The sequence below is a fragment of the Microbacterium rhizomatis genome (assembly GCF_008710745.1).
GTDB classification, from domain to species: Bacteria; Actinomycetota; Actinomycetes; order Actinomycetales; family Microbacteriaceae; genus Microbacterium; species Microbacterium rhizomatis.
In genome coordinates this window covers 1,009,750-1,026,273 of record NZ_VYSA01000002.1, presented here as the reverse complement: position 1 = coordinate 1,026,273, position 16,524 = coordinate 1,009,750, and the positions used below count along the sequence as shown (strand labels likewise).

The window sequence follows — 16,524 nt, the reverse complement described above, 5'->3', positions numbered from 1 at the left end:
CTCTGTGTCGCTGACTACCACTAGACGGTAACACTAGGTACTAGTAGTTGGCAACACTGAGTAGTGGGATGCTCGGTAGCCTCGGCCCAGAAGGTTCGGACGACGGAGGGGCGGATGGCGCAGCAGCACGATGCCGAGGGAGTCCTCTCGCGCGCAACACGGATGCTGCGCTCGTTCTCTGCCGATGACGAAAGCCTCAGCGCGACGGACCTCGCCCATCGCACGGGGCTGGCCCGCACGACCGCGCACCGACTCGCGATCGAGCTTTCCGGGCTCGGGATGCTCGACCGCCACGCCGACGGTCGCTACACGATCGGCATGGGACTGTGGGAGATAGGAGAGTTGGCGCCGGTGTCGATGCGGCTTCGGGAGCGGGCTCTGCCGCACATGCTGCGGCTGTACGAGGCCAGCAGCGAGGTGGTTCACGTCGCGGTGCTCAGCGGCGACGATCCCACCACCGCCGAGGCGCTGTACGTCGCGCGGGTGACGGGTCCGCACTCGATCCCGACCCTGAGCCGCATGGGCGGACGCCACCCTCTGCACACCACCGGTGTCGGCAAGGCGCTGCTCGCGGCGCAGGGCGATGCCTGGCTCGACGTGTTCTTCCGACGCACCCTCGAGCGCGAGACCGTACACTCGGTGATCGACGAGCGCCAGCTGCGCGCGGAGATCGCGGAGGCCAGGGAGCGTGGCTTCGCGACGACGCGGCAGGAGATGACTCTCGGAAACGTCTCGATCGCTGCGGTGATCCCGCCGACCGCCGACCTGCCGCCCGCCGCGGTGGGGGTCGTCACGCACCTGGCTCGTGCCGACGAGCGCCGGCTCGCACCCCTGGTGATGACCGCGGCCCGCGACATCGCGAGCTCGCTCGAGTCCATCGCCCCGTAGCGTCGCGCGCACAACGCAGGATCAATGCTCCGCCGGTGGCTGTCCGTGCGGCGTGTCGCGGCGTCAGGCCCGAATCGATCCTGCGTTGTGCGCTCGGACCTGCGCGCTCGGGCCGCCGCGCACGAATCACACGCCGGCTTCAGGCGCGCGGGGTGCGTCCCCGCCGCAGTCCGGACATCTCGAAGGATGGATGGGGGTGGATGTTCCGTTTGAGCGGGCTGGGGCGCTCATGCGTGTCGTCGGACCTCTCCGATGTCCGCGCGTAAGCGCCCGGAACCCCGCCCAGCCCCGGTCGCGGACGGTCGATTCCACTCAGTGGGATCGACCCCTTCGGAAAGGCCGGCACACGTGTGACGCTGGGCGACAGCATCCGTCGAAGGAGACCTATGAGCACGCCCACGCCCGCCGCAGCGCCAGAGAGTCTGCTGGCGTCGCCCGATATGCCCTCGCAGCGTCAGATCACCGCCGAGATCGGCGACCTGCACGCGGCGGCCGCGGCGCGTGAGGCGGCGGGGGAAGAGGCCCCCCGCACGCTCTACGACTTCGCGCCCTACCGATCGAGCGTGCTCCGCCACCCCACGAAGAACCCGCGTCTGGTCGACCCCGAGACGATCGAGCTGTGGTCGCCCGCGTTCGGACAGCGCGATGTCGCGCTCCTGGAGTCCGACCTCACTCTGCAGCACACCGGAGAGCCCCAGGGCGAGCGCATCACCGTCCAGGGCCGTGTCCTCGACTCGTGGGGACGGCCGCTGCGCAACCAGCTCGTCGAGGTGTGGCAGGCCAATTCGGCCGGTCGCTACATCCACCAGCGCGACCAGCATCCGGCTCCGCTCGATCCGAACTTCACCGGCGCCGGCCGTACGATCACGAACGACGACGGCGAGTACTTCTTCACCACGATCAAACCCGGGCCCTACCCGTGGAAGAACCACGTCAACGCGTGGCGGCCGGCGCATATCCACTTCTCGCTCTTCGGCACCGGGTTCACGCAGCGGATCATCACGCAGATGTACTTCCCGGGCGACCCGCTGTTCGCACTCGACCCGATCTACAACACGATCCCGCGGCAGAAGGATCGTGACGCGCTGATCAGCACGTACGACCATGACCTCACCGTGCCCGAGTTCTCGATGGGCTACCGCTGGGACATCGTGGTCGACGGTCCTGAGGCAACCTGGTTCGAGTCCGAGGGAGAGCACTGAGATGAGCGGCAGGATGCTGGAACCGACGGCAGGGCAGACGATCGGGCCGTTCTTCGCGTTCGGTCTGCAGTACCCCAAGATGCACGAGGTCGCCTCTCCGCACTCGCCCGACGCGATCGTGCTCGGCGGCACGGTGTACGACGGGGCGGGTGCGCCCATCCCTGACGCGTGCGTCGAGATCTGGAGCGCAGATGCCGACGGGACGATCTCGCGCGAGCGCGGATCACGCCGGCGCGACGACCACACCTTCACGGGGTTCGGCCGGTCGTTCACGACCGACGAGGGCCACTACGAGTTCTGGACCCGGAACCCCGGGGCGGTCGACGGCACGGCGCCGTTCTTCGCTGTCGTCGTCTTCGCCCGCGGCCTGCCGAACAAGCTGCACACGCGCATCTACCTGCCCGAGCCGACCGAGCTGCTCGAGGCCGACCGGCTCCTCGCATCGCTCACGCCCGACGAGCGCGCTACGCTCATCGCAACGCGCACCCCCGACGGGTACCTGCGGCACGACATTCGTCTGCAGGGCGAGAAGGAGACCGTCTTCCTTGCCTTCTGACCTCGGGCCCCTCGGCCAGCCGGCCGACGTGGGGCTGCTCTCGCCCGTGTCGATCGGCGCCGGTGACGAGGCATCCGATCGCGCCGTCGTGTCGCACCTGATCGAGGCCGAGCTCTCCCTCACGGGCGCCCTGGTCGCTGCGGGGCTCGCACCTGCGTCGGTCGCATCGGCCGTCGCCGCGGTGCGGGCGGATCCGCCCGCGGTCGATCTGGCCGCGCTCGCGCGGGATTCCGTCGCCGGCGGCAACCCGGTGATCCCGCTCATCCCGCTTGTACGTGCGGCCGTTGCCGCGCACGATGCGGACGCGGCGGTGTGGGTGCACCGGGGCGCGACGAGCCAGGACATCCTCGATTCGGCGCTGATGACACTGTCGCGCGACGTCGCCGCGAGTGTCGTCGAGAACCTCTGGCGTGCCGCGGGTGCGCTTGAAGAGCTCGCCCGCGCCCATCGCGACGATCCCGCCGCCGCGCGCACGCTCACGCAGCACGCGGTTCCGACCACCCTGGGGCTCAAGGCCGCGACCTGGCTGCGCGCGATCACGCGTGCCCGCCACCGGCTCGCCGATATCGCCGCCGAGCTCCCGGCGCAGCTCGGGGGTGCCGGGGGCACCCTCGCCTCGTTCGTCGAGCTCTTCGGTGCGGCCGCGGCCGCCGGCCTTCCGGCGCACTACGCGCACGAACTCGGCCTCGCGGCCCCCGCCGCGCCGTGGCACACCGACCGGTGGCCGGTCACCGAGCTCGGCGATGCCCTGGCCGCCGTGATCGCCGCGGTCGGCGCATTCGGGTCTGATGTCGCGACGATGGCCCGCACCGAGATCGGCGAGGCGAGCGTCGAGGTCGGCGGCGGGTCGAGCGCCATGCCGCAGAAGCAGAACCCCGTGGATGCTGTGCTCCTGCGCTCCGCCGCGCTGCGCGCCCCCGGGCTCGCCGCCCAGCTGCACCTGGCCGCGGGCCTCGCCGTCGACGAGCGCCCCGACGGTGCGTGGCACGCGGAGTGGCCGGTGCTGCAGGAGCTGCTCAAGCTCGCCCTCGGGGCCACGGACCGCGCGGCTCACCTCGCCGCCGGCCTGAGACTGGATGCGCCGCGCGCTCGCGCGAACCTCGCGCTCACCGGCGGGCTCATCGTGAGCGAGCGGCTCGGCCTCGTTCTCGTGCCGCTCATCGGCAAAGCGCGCTTCGACGTGCTGATCGCCGACGCGGCGGCCGGCGCCGATCTCGGCGAGCTGATCCGTGCGCTCCCCGAGGCATCGCACGTCGATGCCGCCGCGCTCGTCGACCCGGCGCAGTACCTCGGGCTGGCGCCCCAGCTCGTCGACCTCGCCGTGCGCGCGGCCGTGGCGGACGGCATCCGCCCGTGACCGTCCCCGTCATCACCCTCACCGCCCCGGTGGGCGGCGCCGGCGCGCCGCTCGTCGTGCTCGGGCCCTCGCTCGGCACGTCGAGCATCCTGTGGGAAGACGTCGTGCCCGCCCTCGCGGCCGAGTATCGCGTCGTCGCGTGGGACCTGCCCGGCCACGGCGCGTCGCCCGTCGCGACCGACTCCTTCACCGTCGACGAGCTCGCCGAGGGTGTCGCGGCCGCGGTCGCCGACGTGCACGCCGGCCCGTTCTTCTACGCCGGTGTGTCGCTCGGCGGAGCCGTCGGGCTCACGCTGGCGCTCCGGCATCCGTCCCTCGTGCGGCGCGCCGCGATCGTCGCGTCCGGGGCGCAGCTCGGCGAGCCGGCGGGCTGGCACGACCGCGCCGCGCAGGTTCGCGCGCAGTCGACGTCGAGCCTGATCGTCGCGTCGGCCCAGCGATGGTTCGCTCCCGATTCGATCGCTCGCCGCCCGGAGCTGTCGGGTCGCCTGCTGCATGCACTGCAGGACGCCGACGACGAGAGCTACGCGCGGTGCTGCGAAGCGCTCGCCGCGTACGACGTGCGGGCGCAACTGGACGGTATCGGGATGCCGGTGCTCGCCGCATGGGGAACGTTCGACCGCGTCGCTCCCGAGGCCAAGGCGGTCGAGATCGCCCGCGGTGTGCGCGACGGCAGGATCGTCGAGATTCCGGATGCCGCGCACCTGCCCCCCGCCGAAGCACCGGAGGCGACCGCCGCGGTGCTGCTCGAGTTCTTCAAGGAGGCGCGATGAGGCCGCTCGGTGAAGGTCTGTCCGACGAGGACCGCTACGACCAGGGCATGGCGATCCGGCGCGAGGTGCTCTCGAATGCGCACGTCGACAGGTCGACCGAGGCGGCGACCGAACTCACGCAGGAGTGGCAGGACTTCATCACCCGCGTCGCGTGGGGGGATGTGTGGGCACGCCCGGGCCTGGACCGCCGGTCGCGATCGATCGCCGTGCTGTCGTCGCTCATCGCGCACGGCCACCACGAGGAGCTCGCCATGCACCTGGGCGCGGCCCGGCGCAACGGGCTGAGCCTCGACGAGATCAAAGAGGTCATCCTGCAGAGTGCGATCTATTCCGGTGTGCCCGCCGCCAACACGGCGTTCCGGATCGCCGGCGAGGTGTTCGCCGACGAGCTCTGACCCGGCCCGCGGTGATCGGGCGAGCGCCCGCCCCCGCGCGGCGGCACCGCACATCTCGAAGGATGGACGGCTCGCATCGGCGCCGCTATTGCCTCACGGGAACACTCCTGCCCCATTCGTCCTTCGAGATGTCCCCACGCTCCGCCCCGCGCTAGCGCCAGCCCCCCGGTGATCGAGGAGCGAGCGCCAGCGAGCGCATCGAGATCCGCGAACCCGCGAACGACGCCCGGGTCAGCGCCCTGCCAACGGCCAGCCCGTATACGCCTCGGCGAGGTATCGGCTCCCCGCCTCCGACTCGACGACCGACCGCAGCTCGCCGAGCTGGCGCAGTCGGTCGAAGTCCGAGGCATCCGGAGTGCTGTGCAGCATGCTCGTCATCCACCAGCTGAAGTGCTGCGCCTTCCAGATGCGGCGGAGAGCCGTCTCGGGGAACGCCTCGAGCAGCCGCGAGTCGTCGTCGAGGAGGAGTGCCCGCAACGCCCTGTCGAGCAGCACCACATCGGCGACCGCAAGGTTCATGCCCTTCGCCCCGGTGGGGGGCACGGTGTGCGCGGCGTCGCCGATGAGGGCGACGCGGCCCCGCAGCAGCTCGTGCGCGACGAAGCTGCGGAACCGCAGCACATCGCGCTGGAAGATCGGCCCCTCGATGAGCGTGTGGCCGTCCACGCGCGACTGCAGGTCGTCCCAGATCTGCCGGTCGCTCATCGAGTTCGGGTCGAGCTCCGGGTCGCACTGCAGATACATGCGCTGGATCGTGGCGCTCCGCTGGCTGATCAGCGCGAAGCCGTCGGGCGAATTGCTGTAGATCAGCTCGTCCGAGCTCGGGGGCGCTTCGCACAGGATGCCGAACCACGCGAACGGGTACTCGCGGAAGTATCCGCCCGTCGCCGAGCCCGTGACGGCCGCGCGCGCGACGCTGCGCGAGCCGTCGGCGCCGACGACGAACTCGGCCTCGATCACGAACTCGCGACCCCCGGCGTCCGTCGCGACGATGCTCGGCCGGTCGGTGCCGGCGCCGTCCACACGTGTCGCGGTGACGCCGAAGCGCAGGTCTTGCCCTGCGGCGATCCGTGCGGCGATCAGGTCTTTGAGCACTTCGTGCTGCGGGTAGAGCCACACCGAGCGCCCGACGAGCGACTCGAAGTCGATGCGGTGCCCCTCGCCCGCGAAGCGCAGCTCGATGCCCTCGTGGCGGCTGCCGACCGTGAGCACCCGGTCGGACGCCCCCGATTCGCGGAGCACCTCGACGGTCCCCTGCTCGAGGATGCCGGCGCGGATCGTGTGCTCGATCTCGTCGCGGGTGCGCTGGTCGATAACGATCGAGTCGATCCCGGCCTCGGCGAGCAGGTGCGAGAGCAGCAGGCCGGCGGGACCGGCGCCGATGATCGCCACGCGGGTGCGGGTGGTCTCGGTCATGTTCGTCTCCTTCGACGGTGAGCGGATGCTCGGTCCAGTGTGCCGCGCGGCGGCGGCGCGGCAGCATTCTTTCCCATTCATCGGGAATCGATTGACCGTGCGGGCCCGCACCCTGACAGGAAATCGCACCGCGACAGGAGATCGTGCCGGCGCAGGATGAATCGGGCCGAGATCGACCTGTCTTCGTGCGATGTCCTGTGCTGGTGCGGCCGAGTCGGCGGTATGGGTGTGTGAGCCCCGCGGAATCCTCCGAGTTCGGGCCGATTCTCCGAAGAACGGATGCCGGAAGCCGCCGTTACGCGCCGCGCAGGCGCTCCGCGAGGTAGGCGTGCAGAGCGTCGAGCGGCACGCGCTCCTGGCTCATCGTGTCGCGATCGCGCACCGTGACGGCGCGATCCTCGAGCGAGTCGAAGTCGATCGTGACGCAGAACGGCGTGCCGATCTCGTCCTGGCGGCGGTAGCGGCGGCCGATGGCCCCGGCGTCGTCGAAGTCGATGTTCCACTCGCCGCGCAGGTCGGCGGCCAGCTCGCGCGCGATCGGCGAGAGCTGTTCGTTGCGAGACAGGGGCAGGACAGCGACCTTGACGGGCGCCAGACGCGGGTCGAGCTTGAGCACCGTGCGGGTGTCCGTGCCGCCCTTCGCGTTCGGCGCCTCCTCCTCGTGGTAGGCGTCGACCAGGAACGCCATCATCGCGCGGGTGAGGCCGAAGGACGGCTCGATGACGTACGGGGTGTACCGCTCGCCGCTGGCCTGATCGAAGTAGCTGAGGGACTGGCCCGATGCCTCGCTGTGGCTCGAGAGGTCGTAGTCGGTGCGGTTCGCGATACCCATGAGCTCACCCCACTGCTTGCCGGGGAACCCGAATTCGTACTCGACGTCGATCGTGCCGTCGGAGTAGTGCGCGCGGTCTTCTTCCGGCACATCGAAGCGGCGCATGTGCGCGGGGTCGATGCCGAGATCCACGAACCAGTCCCAGCACGCCTCGACCCAGTGGTCGAACCACTCCTGCGCCTCGGCAGGCGGAACGAAGTACTCGATCTCCATCTGCTCGAACTCGCGGGTGCGGAAGATGAAGTTGCCCGGGGTGATCTCGTTGCGGAACGCCTTGCCCACCTGGCCGACGCCGAACGGCGGCTTCTTGCGGGCCGCGGTCAGCACGTTCGAGAAGTTCACGAAGATGCCCTGGGCGGTCTCGGGGCGGAGGTAGTGCACGCCCGACTCGTCGTCGACGACCCCGAGGTAGGTCTTCATGAGGCCCGAGAACGCCTTGGGCTCGGTGTACTGACCCTTCGTGCCGCAGTTCGGGCACGGGATCTCGGCGAGGCCGGCCTCGGCCTTGCGGCCCTTGCGTGTCTCGTAGTCCTCGATGAGGGTGTCGGCGCGGAAGCGCTTGTGGCAGTGCAGGCACTCCACGAGCGGGTCGGTGAAGGTCGCGACGTGACCGGATGCCTCCCACACGCGCTTGGGGAGGATCACCGACGAGTCCAGGCCGACCATGTCTCCGCGCCCGCGCACGAACGTCTGCCACCACTGGCGGCGGATGTTCTCTTTCAGCTCGGTGCCGAGCGGGCCGTAGTCCCACGCCGAGCGCGACCCGCCGTAGATCTCGCCCGCCTGGAAGACGAACCCGCGGTGGCGGGCGAGGGCGATGACTTTGTCGAGGCGGGACTGTTCGGCCACGGTGGCTCCAATGGTCGGATGCGGGGAAGTGTCGCGGATTCGCGCTGCCGCGCGCCTCACGGGAACGGCGGGCACGGCATCCTCGATTCTATCGGTGCCCCGCGCGGCTCTTTCCGTATCGAGGAGCCCCTCAGCGGCGGGCGGCGCGCAGCGCGTCACGCCCGAGATCGTCGACACGGGTGTGACCGGCGAGGCCGAGCGTGATGTCGAGCTCGGCGACGATGTTGCGCAGCACTTCGCGCACTCCGTCCTCGCCCGCGACGCCGAGGCCGTAGGCGTACGGTCGCCCGATCGCGACCGCAGACGCCCCCAGCGCGAGCGCGACGAACACGTCGGCGCCCCCGCGCACCCCCGAATCGAAGATCACCGGGATGCGCCCGGCGACCCGGTCGGCGATCTCGGGGAGTACGGCCAGCGTCGGCACGGAACGATCGATCTGCCGGCCGCCGTGGTTCGAGACCCAGACGCCGTCGGCACCGGCGTCCATCGCCCTCGCGGCGTCATCGGGGTGCACGATGCCCTTCAGGATGATCGGGAGCGAAGTCCACTCCCGGGCCCTGGCGAGATCGTCCCACGTCACCGCCGGCGTCGAGAACACGTCGAGGAACGTCTCGACCGCCGCGCGCGGCAGCGGCGACCGCAGGCTTTCGCGGAGCCCCGCCCCGGTCAGGGCCCCGCCCTTCCGGGCGATCGTGACGCCGGCCGCGATGGCCTTCGGGGTGATCCGCACCGTGGTCGAGGCATCCCCACTGGCCGCCGGCGTGCGCACGCGCTCGCGCACGAGCTGCTGGAAGACGGGATCGCTCGTGTACTGCGCGATGCCCATTCCGCGCGTGAACGGCAGGTACGCGAGATCGAGGTCGCGCGTACGCCACCCGAGCAGGTGAGTGTCGAGCGTGACGACGATCGCTTCGCACCCGGATGCCTCGGCCCGGCGCAGCAGCGATGCGTTGAGCTCGTCCGAGGCAGACCAGTACAGCTGGAACAGACGAGCGCCGTCGGGCGCGGCATCCGCGATCCGCTCCATCGCGAACGACGCCTGATTGCTCAGCGTGTAGGGGACGCCCGCGGCGGCAGCGGCTCGCGCGACCGCGAGATCGGCGTCGGGGTGCGCCATCTCCATGACACCGAGCGGCGCGAGCAGGAGCGGTGTCGGGCGGCGGCGGCCGAGCAGCTCGATCGACAGGTCGCGCTGCGAGACGTCACGCAGCGGCCTCGGCCACACCTGCCACTCGTCGAACGCGGCCCGGTTGGAGGCCATGGTCGCCTCGGCGCCCGCGCCCCCGGCGATGTACGCGAACGCCTCGGCGCTGAGCGCCCTTCGCGCGGCGTCCTCGAGGGTCGTGGGATCGACCGGAACCCGTGTCCTGGTGCCGCTGATGCCCGCGCGGTAGATGTCGGACTGGGCTCGGCGCGAGGCGCCCCGAGCGGCAGCGGGATCCGCGGGAGCCGGGTCGTTGCGGCCGGCGGCGGGACTCATGCGGTCAGCCTACGGCGCGACCCCGCTGTTACGGGGCGATCCCGCACCACGTGCGGGCCCAGCCCAGGATCTCGTCTCGCACGTCGGCAGACATCCCGAGGTCGATCTCTCCCGGCGTGCCGTCGAGCTCGACGGTGAGCGAGAAGAGCGTTGCGGCGCGGTCGTCCCTGAGTGCGAGCGCGTCGCAGCGCGCCGGCCGCACCGGTACGTGCACGACGGTCGGCGCACCGGCCGTGGTGGCCTCGACCCCGATCGGGAATGCGGTGGCCGTGCCGCCCGCGCCGTTGTCGAATCCGAGCGCCGTCGTGCTCACGATGCTGACGATGCGTGCAGCGCCGAGACCAGTGGGACGGATGCTCAGGGCCAGGTCCGCCGGCTGCCCCTGCGCCGACCCTGTGAAGGACGAGATCGACAGCGAGGCCGTCTTGGCGACCTGTTCGGCGAGGCACTCCCTGTCGTAGAGGTCCTCCAGGAACGGGACGGGGGTCGAGACCGGCTCGGTCGCCGTGGCGATGCTCGCGCCGAGCTGATAGTGCACGGTGACGGTGGTCGTGCTGGGCGGCCCGGTCATCGTCGCGGTCGAAGACGGAGAGGGCGACGGGGAGGCACTCGGAGCGGTGGTCGCCGTCGCGAGCGGGACCGGATCGGGCGTCGGCGTGGAGGTCGCCGTCGATCCGTCGTCCGCGGCGCACTTCATCAGCGGAAGCTGAATGCGGATGTCGGCGGTGACACCGGGCGAGATCGTCGAGACGAGCCCGTCGAGCCGGCGGGCGACCCCCGCGAACCTGGGGTCATCGACACGCACCGACGAGATCGTCAGCTCTTCTTCGCTCGAGTTGTGCACCAGGATCTGCGCCTGTCGCGTGGCGACGTCCGACGGCAGCTGCATCATCGTCGCCGAGACACCGCTCGGCAGCGCGGTCGCGGACGGGCGCGGACGGGGCGCGTCGCCCGCGCAGCCGGTGATCGCCACGGCGAGAGTGAGGGTGAGGAACGCGGCCGCCAGCGCTCCGATCCGGGTTCGCCCGCTCACCGGTGGAGCATCTCTCGCGCGACCGTGAAGTCGTCGAGTGCCACGGGATCGATCTCGACGCCGATGCCCGCGCCGGTCGGAACGCGCACATGCCCGTCTTCGAGCACGGCGGGCTCGGTCACGATGTCGCGGTGGTAGAAGCGGCTCGACGCCGAGATGTCTCCGGGGAGCGTGAAACCCGGCAGCGCGGCCAACGCGGCATTGGCGGCGCGGCCGATGCCCGTCTCGAGCATGCCTCCGCACCAGACCGGAATTCCGGCATCCCGGCACAGATCGTGGATGCGCACGGCTTCGAGGTAACCGCCGACGCGGCCGGCTTTGATGTTGATGATGGATGCTGCACCCAATGCCAGGGCATCGGCGGCGGCTTTGTGCGACGTGATCGATTCGTCGAGACAGATCGGGGTTCGCAGCCGCCGGGACAGGGTGGCATGGTCGACGATGTCGTCTTCCTGCAGCGGCTGCTCGATCAGAAGCAGGTCGAACCGGTCGAGCTCGGCCAGCACGTCGGCGTCGTCGAGTGTGTACGCCGAGTTGGCGTCGACCTGGAGCGGGATCGCGCCGAACGCGTCGCGCACCGCCGCGGTCTCGGCGATGTCGCGCCCCGGTTTGATCTTGATCTTGATGCGCACGTAACCCTCGTCGAGATAGCCGCCCACCGCCTCGACCAGGGCCCCGGGATCGCGCTGGATGCCGACCGACACCCCGGACGCCACGCGATCGCGGACGGCCCCCAGATGTTCGCCGAGTGGTCGCCCCGCTGCGCGCAGCGCGGCATCGAGGACGGCGAGTTCGAGACCGGCCTTGGCCATCCGGTGCCCGATGACGGGGGCGAGCACGTCGGCGACGCGCTCGGGGGCGAGCGTGCGCCGATCGAGGAGGGCGGGGATCAGGTGGCGGAGCGACACATCCCATGCCCCCTGCGTGTATTCGCTCGAGTAGTGCGGCTCGGCGCCTGTGACGATCTCGCCCCACCCCTCACCGTCGGACGTCACGGCCCGGACGATGATGACCTCGCGTACCGACTCGGTGCCGAAACTCGTGGTGAACGGCGTCACGAGGGGAATGTGCAGGACGCGCAGCTCGATTCCCTCGAGCGCAACCGGGGGGACGGAAGGCGCGGGCATGTGTTCAGGTTATCCCGGGCTCTCAGGGCCATCCTGTGAGCCCGGCGAGTGCGAGGACGACCGTTATACAAGTGCGACCGCGACCGATGCGGAAGAGGGTGGCCGCCGCCGCACTCGATTCGAGCGCCCCCAGGACGGCGGCCACCGGGGAGAGACCCCATCCACCGTGGTGCGACCGGATCGCTCCGGCCTCCCCCCACCACGGCTCGCTCGCGTCCCCCGAAGGACGAGAGCGCGGACCCTCACTTCAAGATTCGCCCCCGCGAGCCTTGAGCGACATGGGTCTGAGTCGCCGAACGCGCCGACCTAGGTCCTGGGTTTGCGCTCACCCTGAGCCGTCGGATCGTCCGGTCATCGCGCGAGCGCGACGGGAGCGGCAGCGATGAAGGTCGCTCGCGCACGCCGCGGATTCCCGCCGCGCGCCCTCCGAGCCCGCCCCCGGTTCAGCGCCTTCGCGACGGCATTTCGGCCGACGGACGTGCGATTGCTGTTCATGATGCCCTCCTGCCCTCCTCCGTTGTTCGACGAGGAGATGCCGGCCGCGACGTCGTGGACGCGTCCTCTGCAGGAAGAGAGCGACGTTCGGCCACGGCGATACATCACGATGCGGATCGGCGGGGACGAGCTCGAGCCTGGGCCGATCCGGGGGCGAACCCGATGCGGAGCGGGTCGCCCGGTCAGGCGAGTTCGGCGAACGCTCGCACCGGGAAGGTGCCGAAGCCGTGCACCGCCGGAGGCGCCGCCGTGAAGCGCGCGCCGTGCTCGGGGAGCGCGCCGAGGTTCGTGAGGTGCTCGACGATGTGCACGCCCGCCGCGAGGAGCAATGTGTGCGCGGGCCTGTGGCCACCCGACTCGGTGTCGTCGATGTTGAGCGAGTCGATGCCGACGAGCGCGACACCCTGGTCGATGAGCCACTGCGCGCCCGCACCGGTGAGGAACGGAGCACCCGTGCCGTACTCGGGCTCGCCGAACAGCCGATCCCAGCCGGTGTGCAGCAGCACGGCCGCGCCCGCGAGGTCGCGGCCGGCGAGCGCCTCTGCCCCGATGCCGCGGTCCGAGGCATCCCACGCGTCCTGGAGGTGGAACACCTCGGCGGGCAGCCCGACCAGGCTCGACAGCTCGAGTCCGGCGAGGTCGGGGCCCTCCGCGTAGCGATGGAACGGCGAGTCGAGGTAGGTGCCGGTGTTGCCGATCATGTGGATGACGTCCATCGCGAACTCGGTGCCCGGCGCGTACTTCGCCCGCGAGTCCTCGCGGGTCAGGTGCGATGTGATCGTCGGGGCGGGCAGGCCCGGGTACGTGACCAGCCCGGCGCGGATGGGGTGGCTCAGGTCGATGATCTGCGGACGGGCACGAGAGTCGGGCATGCGGGTCAGCCTAGGTCTCCGGCATCCGGACGTCGGAGAATTCGCGTTCGGTCGGAGGATTCGGCAGGAATCCTCCGACGTCGGCTCGTTTCTCCGACGTTCCGGCGCCGCGCCGGCTCAGGCTCGCACGAGCAGGTACCCGCGGTCATCGTCGAAGCCGCCGATCACCAGTCCGTCCGTCAGGTGGCGGACGAGCGCGTCGCGCACGCGGATGCGCCAGGCCGCGGCATCCGTCGGCGATCCCTCTCGCAGGAGCGCGATGTCGCGGGGGATCGGCACGGTCGCCACGACGAGCTCGTCGGCGGCCGTCGGGGCCGGCGGTGCGGCGAGCGCCCACGACACCATGATGCGGTCGGACTCGTCGCCGCGGTTCACCCCGTCGTCCATGGGGCCGTACTGATTCACGAGGTACTCGGTGACGCGCGCGCCGAGCACGCGCAGGTTGAAGTGCGCGTTGCGTGCCACGAGCGGATCGAAGGTCCACGTGATGTGGCCGACGCCGCGGGCGAGCGCCCACTCGCGCTGATGCTGCTTGAGCGCGCGCCCCAGGCCGTGGCTCTGCAGGCCGGGCAGTACGCCGGTGATGTGCGAGTGCATCGACCGCGCGGCGGGCTCGGCGAAGAAGGCGACGGATGCCCCGACCATGCGCTCGTGATCGTACAGACCGACCGCGTAGTTGCCGGAGTGGGCGAGCGCGCGCAGCAGATTCGGCGGCATCCCCGAGCGATCGCCGGCCCAGACCTCGGCGAGCACGGCCGATGCCGTGAAGACCTCGGCGACGGTCTCGAGCGGGCGGATGTCGATGCCGGGAGCGAGGTCGGGGGAAGCAGCATCCATTGCTCCAGTCTGTCGTGCACGAGGGGGTTGCGGCAGAGCCGCCCCGCTCACGGCGGGCGCCGATAGCCTGAAGGGATGCCATCACGGGACGAGGACGCACGAAAACGCCTGACCCGGATGCCACGACAGGGCGTGATCGTCGCTGTGCTCGCCTACACGGGCCTCGTCTCGTCGTTCATGTTCACGCTCATGGTTCCGATCCAGTCGAAGCTCCCCGAGCTGCTGAACTCCAGCCGCGAAGACACCGCATGGGTCGTCACCTCCACGCTGCTCGCCGCCGCGGTGATCACGCCGATCGCGGGGCGACTGGGCGACATGTACGGCAAGCGCCGCATCGTGCTGGTGCTGCTGCTGGTGATGGTCGCCGGGTCGGTCATCGCGGCGTTCGCTCCCGGAATCGTCTGGATCATCGTGGGCCGCACCCTGCAGGGCGCGATCGTCGGCGTGGTGCCACTGGGCATCTCGATCCTTCGCGACGTGCTGCACGAGAACCGAGTGGATTCGGCGATCGCGCTCATCAGCGCGACGCTCGGCGTCGGGGGCGCGCTGGGGCTGCCGATCAGCGCACTCATCACCGAGCGCAGCGACTGGCACTTCCTCTTCTGGGTCGCTGCAGGCCTCGGCGTGCTCGGCTTCGTGCTGGTGCTGTGGATCGTGCCGGTGAGCGTTCTGCGAACCGCGGGCCGGTTCGACTTCGTCGGCGCCGCTGGCCTGGCGGTCGGGTTGATCGGCATCCTGCTGGCGGTATCGCGCGGCAATTCGTGGGGCTGGACGTCTCCGGCGACGCTCGCCACAGGGCTCGGCGGACTCGTCGTGCTGCTGGTGTGGGGCTGGTTCGAACTGCGCATCGGCGAGCCGCTGCTCGACCTCCGCGTCGCCGCGCGGCCCGCGGTTCTGCTGACCAACATCGCCTCGGTCGCGATGGGCTTCTCGCTGTTCGCCTCGAACGTCGTGTACCCGCAGATGCTCGAGCTCCCGGTCGCGACGGGCGCGGGGTTCGGGCTGTCGCTCCTGGCCGCGAGCTTCATCATCATGCCGTCCGGCATCGTCATGATGGTGCTCTCGCCCGTGGCGGGCGGCCTCGCACGCCGCACAGGGCCCAAGCTGCTCCTGATCATCGGAGCCACCGCACTTCTGGCGGCCTACTCGTTCTCGCTCGTGTTCGCGAGCGAGGTCTGGCACATCCTCATCGCGAACGTCCTCATCGGCGTGGGCATCGGCTTCGGCTACGCCTCGATGCCGATGCTCATCATGCGATCGGTCCCGCAGAGCGAGACCGGCGCCTCGAACGGCCTGAACGCCCTGTTCCGATCGCTCGGCACGAGCGTCGCGGCTGCGGTCGTCGGTGCCGTCCTCGCGTCGTATTCGGTCGACTTCGGGGGCACCCAGGTGCCGACGTCGACCGCGTTCACGCTGTCGCTCATCCTCGGCGGTGCCGCCGCGGTCGTCGCGCTGGTCGTCGGCTTGTTCATCCCGACCCGCCGAGCGGCGCAGGAGCGGCATCCGTCCCTGCCGGAGTGAGGGCCGTGTGCGCAGCGAGACCGGATAGGCGCCACGAGACCGCGGGTTTCTGCGGGGGTCTCGTGGCGCCTATCCGGTTTCGCGGGAGGCGGTGTCAGCGGCCGGGTTGAGCGGACGGATCAGACGAGGCGCAGCTCGGCCTCGACTGCCGCGGCCGCATCCCGCAGGGGCGGCAGGTACTCGTCGGTGAGGCGCTCCACCGAGTCGCGGGTCGCGCTCGTCGAGACGTTCAGCGCCGCGACGACCCCGCCGTCCCGGCCTCGCACGGGCACGGCGATCGACCGCAGGCCCGGTTCGAGCTCGCCGTCCACGAGCGCCCAGCCCTGCGCGCGCACGCGATCGAGCTCAGCCCGGAGCTCTTCCGGCGCGGTCAGGGTGCGATCCGTGAGGTGCTGGGGTGAGGATGCGGCGAGCGCGGCGTCGACGCCGGCTTCGGGCATCCCGGCCAGCAGCACGCGGCCCATCGACGTCGCGTAAGCGGGGAAGCGGGTGCCGATCGTGATGCGCACGCTCATGATCCGCCGAGTGGGAACGCGCGCGACGTAGACGATGTCGGTGCCGTCCAGTACTGCGGCCGAGACGCTCTCACCGACATCGCGTGAGAGCGTCTCGAGGTGAGGCTGCGCGATCTCGGGCAGCGATAGCGCCGACAGATAGCTGAAGCCGAATTCGAGCACGCGGGGCGTCAGGCGGAACGATTTGCCGTCGAACCGCAGGTATCCGAGCGTCTCGAGCGTGAGCAGGAATCGGCGCGCAGCGGCCCTGGTGATCGACGCGCGGCGCGCGACCTCGCTGAGGGTGAGTTCGGGATGCTGTGCGTCGAACGCGCGCATCACCTCGAGGCCGCGCGCGAACGACTGCACGAACTCGCCGGAATCGGGGGTGCTCACC

Annotated in this window: 15 protein-coding genes; 7 read left to right on the top strand and 8 right to left on the bottom strand. The window is 70.6% G+C overall.

Annotated features, from left to right (window positions below; genetic code table 11):
- Positions 1 to 114: 114 nt before the first annotated feature.
- From F6B43_RS13060 to pcaC, 6 genes are all read left to right on the top strand, one after another.
- On the top strand, positions 115 to 888 hold the full coding sequence (locus F6B43_RS13060; RefSeq protein WP_150449346.1) for an IclR family transcriptional regulator: 774 nt from the start codon (positions 115 to 117) through the stop codon (positions 886 to 888).
- Between the two features lie 386 nt (positions 889 to 1,274).
- A complete protein-coding gene (pcaH, locus tag F6B43_RS13055) occupies positions 1,275 to 2,090 on the top strand; it encodes a protocatechuate 3,4-dioxygenase subunit beta (RefSeq protein WP_150449345.1) in 816 nt (271 codons plus the stop codon).
- A gap of 13 nt (positions 2,091 to 2,103) precedes the next feature.
- Positions 2,104 to 2,646 (top strand): protocatechuate 3,4-dioxygenase subunit alpha, encoded by a 543-nt coding sequence (pcaG, locus tag F6B43_RS13050; protein WP_246159935.1) that lies wholly within the window; start codon positions 2,104 to 2,106, stop codon positions 2,644 to 2,646.
- The gene (locus tag F6B43_RS13045) at positions 2,636 to 4,003 is read left to right on the top strand and encodes a lyase family protein (RefSeq protein ID WP_211368131.1); all 1,368 of its coding nucleotides are present in this window, start codon (positions 2,636 to 2,638) and stop codon (positions 4,001 to 4,003) included. Before pcaG ends, F6B43_RS13045 begins: the two co-directional genes overlap by 11 nt.
- Positions 4,000 to 4,776, top strand: a complete 777-nt coding sequence (locus tag F6B43_RS13040; protein ID WP_150449343.1) for an alpha/beta fold hydrolase — start codon at positions 4,000 to 4,002, stop codon at positions 4,774 to 4,776. Before F6B43_RS13045 ends, F6B43_RS13040 begins: the two co-directional genes overlap by 4 nt.
- Complete coding sequence (pcaC, locus tag F6B43_RS13035; RefSeq protein WP_211368130.1) at positions 4,773 to 5,171, top strand: 4-carboxymuconolactone decarboxylase; 399 nt, start codon at positions 4,773 to 4,775, stop codon at positions 5,169 to 5,171. The genes F6B43_RS13040 and pcaC overlap by 4 nt, the downstream gene beginning before the upstream one ends.
- Positions 5,172 to 5,402: 231 nt before the next feature.
- Here the strand turns inward: pcaC and F6B43_RS13030 are convergent, their stop codons facing one another.
- The 7 genes from F6B43_RS13030 to F6B43_RS13000 form a co-directional block, all read right to left on the bottom strand.
- Positions 5,403 to 6,587 (bottom strand): 4-hydroxybenzoate 3-monooxygenase, encoded by a 1,185-nt coding sequence (locus F6B43_RS13030; RefSeq protein WP_150449342.1) that lies wholly within the window; start codon positions 6,585 to 6,587, stop codon positions 5,403 to 5,405.
- A 295-nt stretch (positions 6,588 to 6,882) separates the two neighbouring features.
- Positions 6,883 to 8,268, bottom strand: coding sequence for a glycine--tRNA ligase (locus tag F6B43_RS13025; RefSeq protein WP_150449341.1), 1,386 nt, complete (start codon positions 8,266 to 8,268; stop codon positions 6,883 to 6,885).
- 130 nt (positions 8,269 to 8,398) lie between these two features.
- The gene (locus F6B43_RS13020) at positions 8,399 to 9,748 is read right to left on the bottom strand and encodes an alpha-hydroxy-acid oxidizing protein (RefSeq protein WP_150449340.1); all 1,350 of its coding nucleotides are present in this window, start codon (positions 9,746 to 9,748) and stop codon (positions 8,399 to 8,401) included.
- A gap of 28 nt (positions 9,749 to 9,776) precedes the next feature.
- Positions 9,777 to 10,781 carry a hypothetical protein gene (locus tag F6B43_RS13015; RefSeq protein WP_150449339.1) on the bottom strand — a complete coding sequence of 335 codons (1,005 nt, stop codon included), beginning with the start codon at positions 10,779 to 10,781 and terminating at the stop codon, positions 9,777 to 9,779.
- On the bottom strand, positions 10,778 to 11,908 hold the full coding sequence (menC, locus tag F6B43_RS13010; RefSeq protein WP_150449338.1) for an o-succinylbenzoate synthase: 1,131 nt from the start codon (positions 11,906 to 11,908) through the stop codon (positions 10,778 to 10,780). The genes F6B43_RS13015 and menC overlap by 4 nt, the downstream gene beginning before the upstream one ends.
- Positions 11,909 to 12,585: 677 nt before the next feature.
- Positions 12,586 to 13,275, bottom strand: coding sequence for a cyclase family protein (locus F6B43_RS13005; protein ID WP_150449337.1), 690 nt, complete (start codon positions 13,273 to 13,275; stop codon positions 12,586 to 12,588).
- A 117-nt stretch (positions 13,276 to 13,392) separates the two neighbouring features.
- A complete protein-coding gene (locus F6B43_RS13000) occupies positions 13,393 to 14,112 on the bottom strand; it encodes a GNAT family N-acetyltransferase (protein ID WP_150449336.1) in 720 nt (239 codons plus the stop codon).
- 117 nt (positions 14,113 to 14,229) lie between these two features.
- On the opposite strand from F6B43_RS13000, the gene F6B43_RS12995 reads away from it, so the two are divergent.
- Complete coding sequence (locus F6B43_RS12995) at positions 14,230 to 15,633, top strand: MFS transporter (RefSeq protein WP_150449588.1); 1,404 nt, start codon at positions 14,230 to 14,232, stop codon at positions 15,631 to 15,633.
- A 119-nt stretch (positions 15,634 to 15,752) separates the two neighbouring features.
- On the opposite strand, the gene F6B43_RS12990 is transcribed toward F6B43_RS12995, so the two are convergent.
- On the bottom strand, positions 15,753 to 16,523 hold the full coding sequence (locus tag F6B43_RS12990) for an IclR family transcriptional regulator domain-containing protein (protein WP_281349553.1): 771 nt from the start codon (positions 16,521 to 16,523) through the stop codon (positions 15,753 to 15,755).
- Position 16,524: the final 1 nt, after the last annotated feature.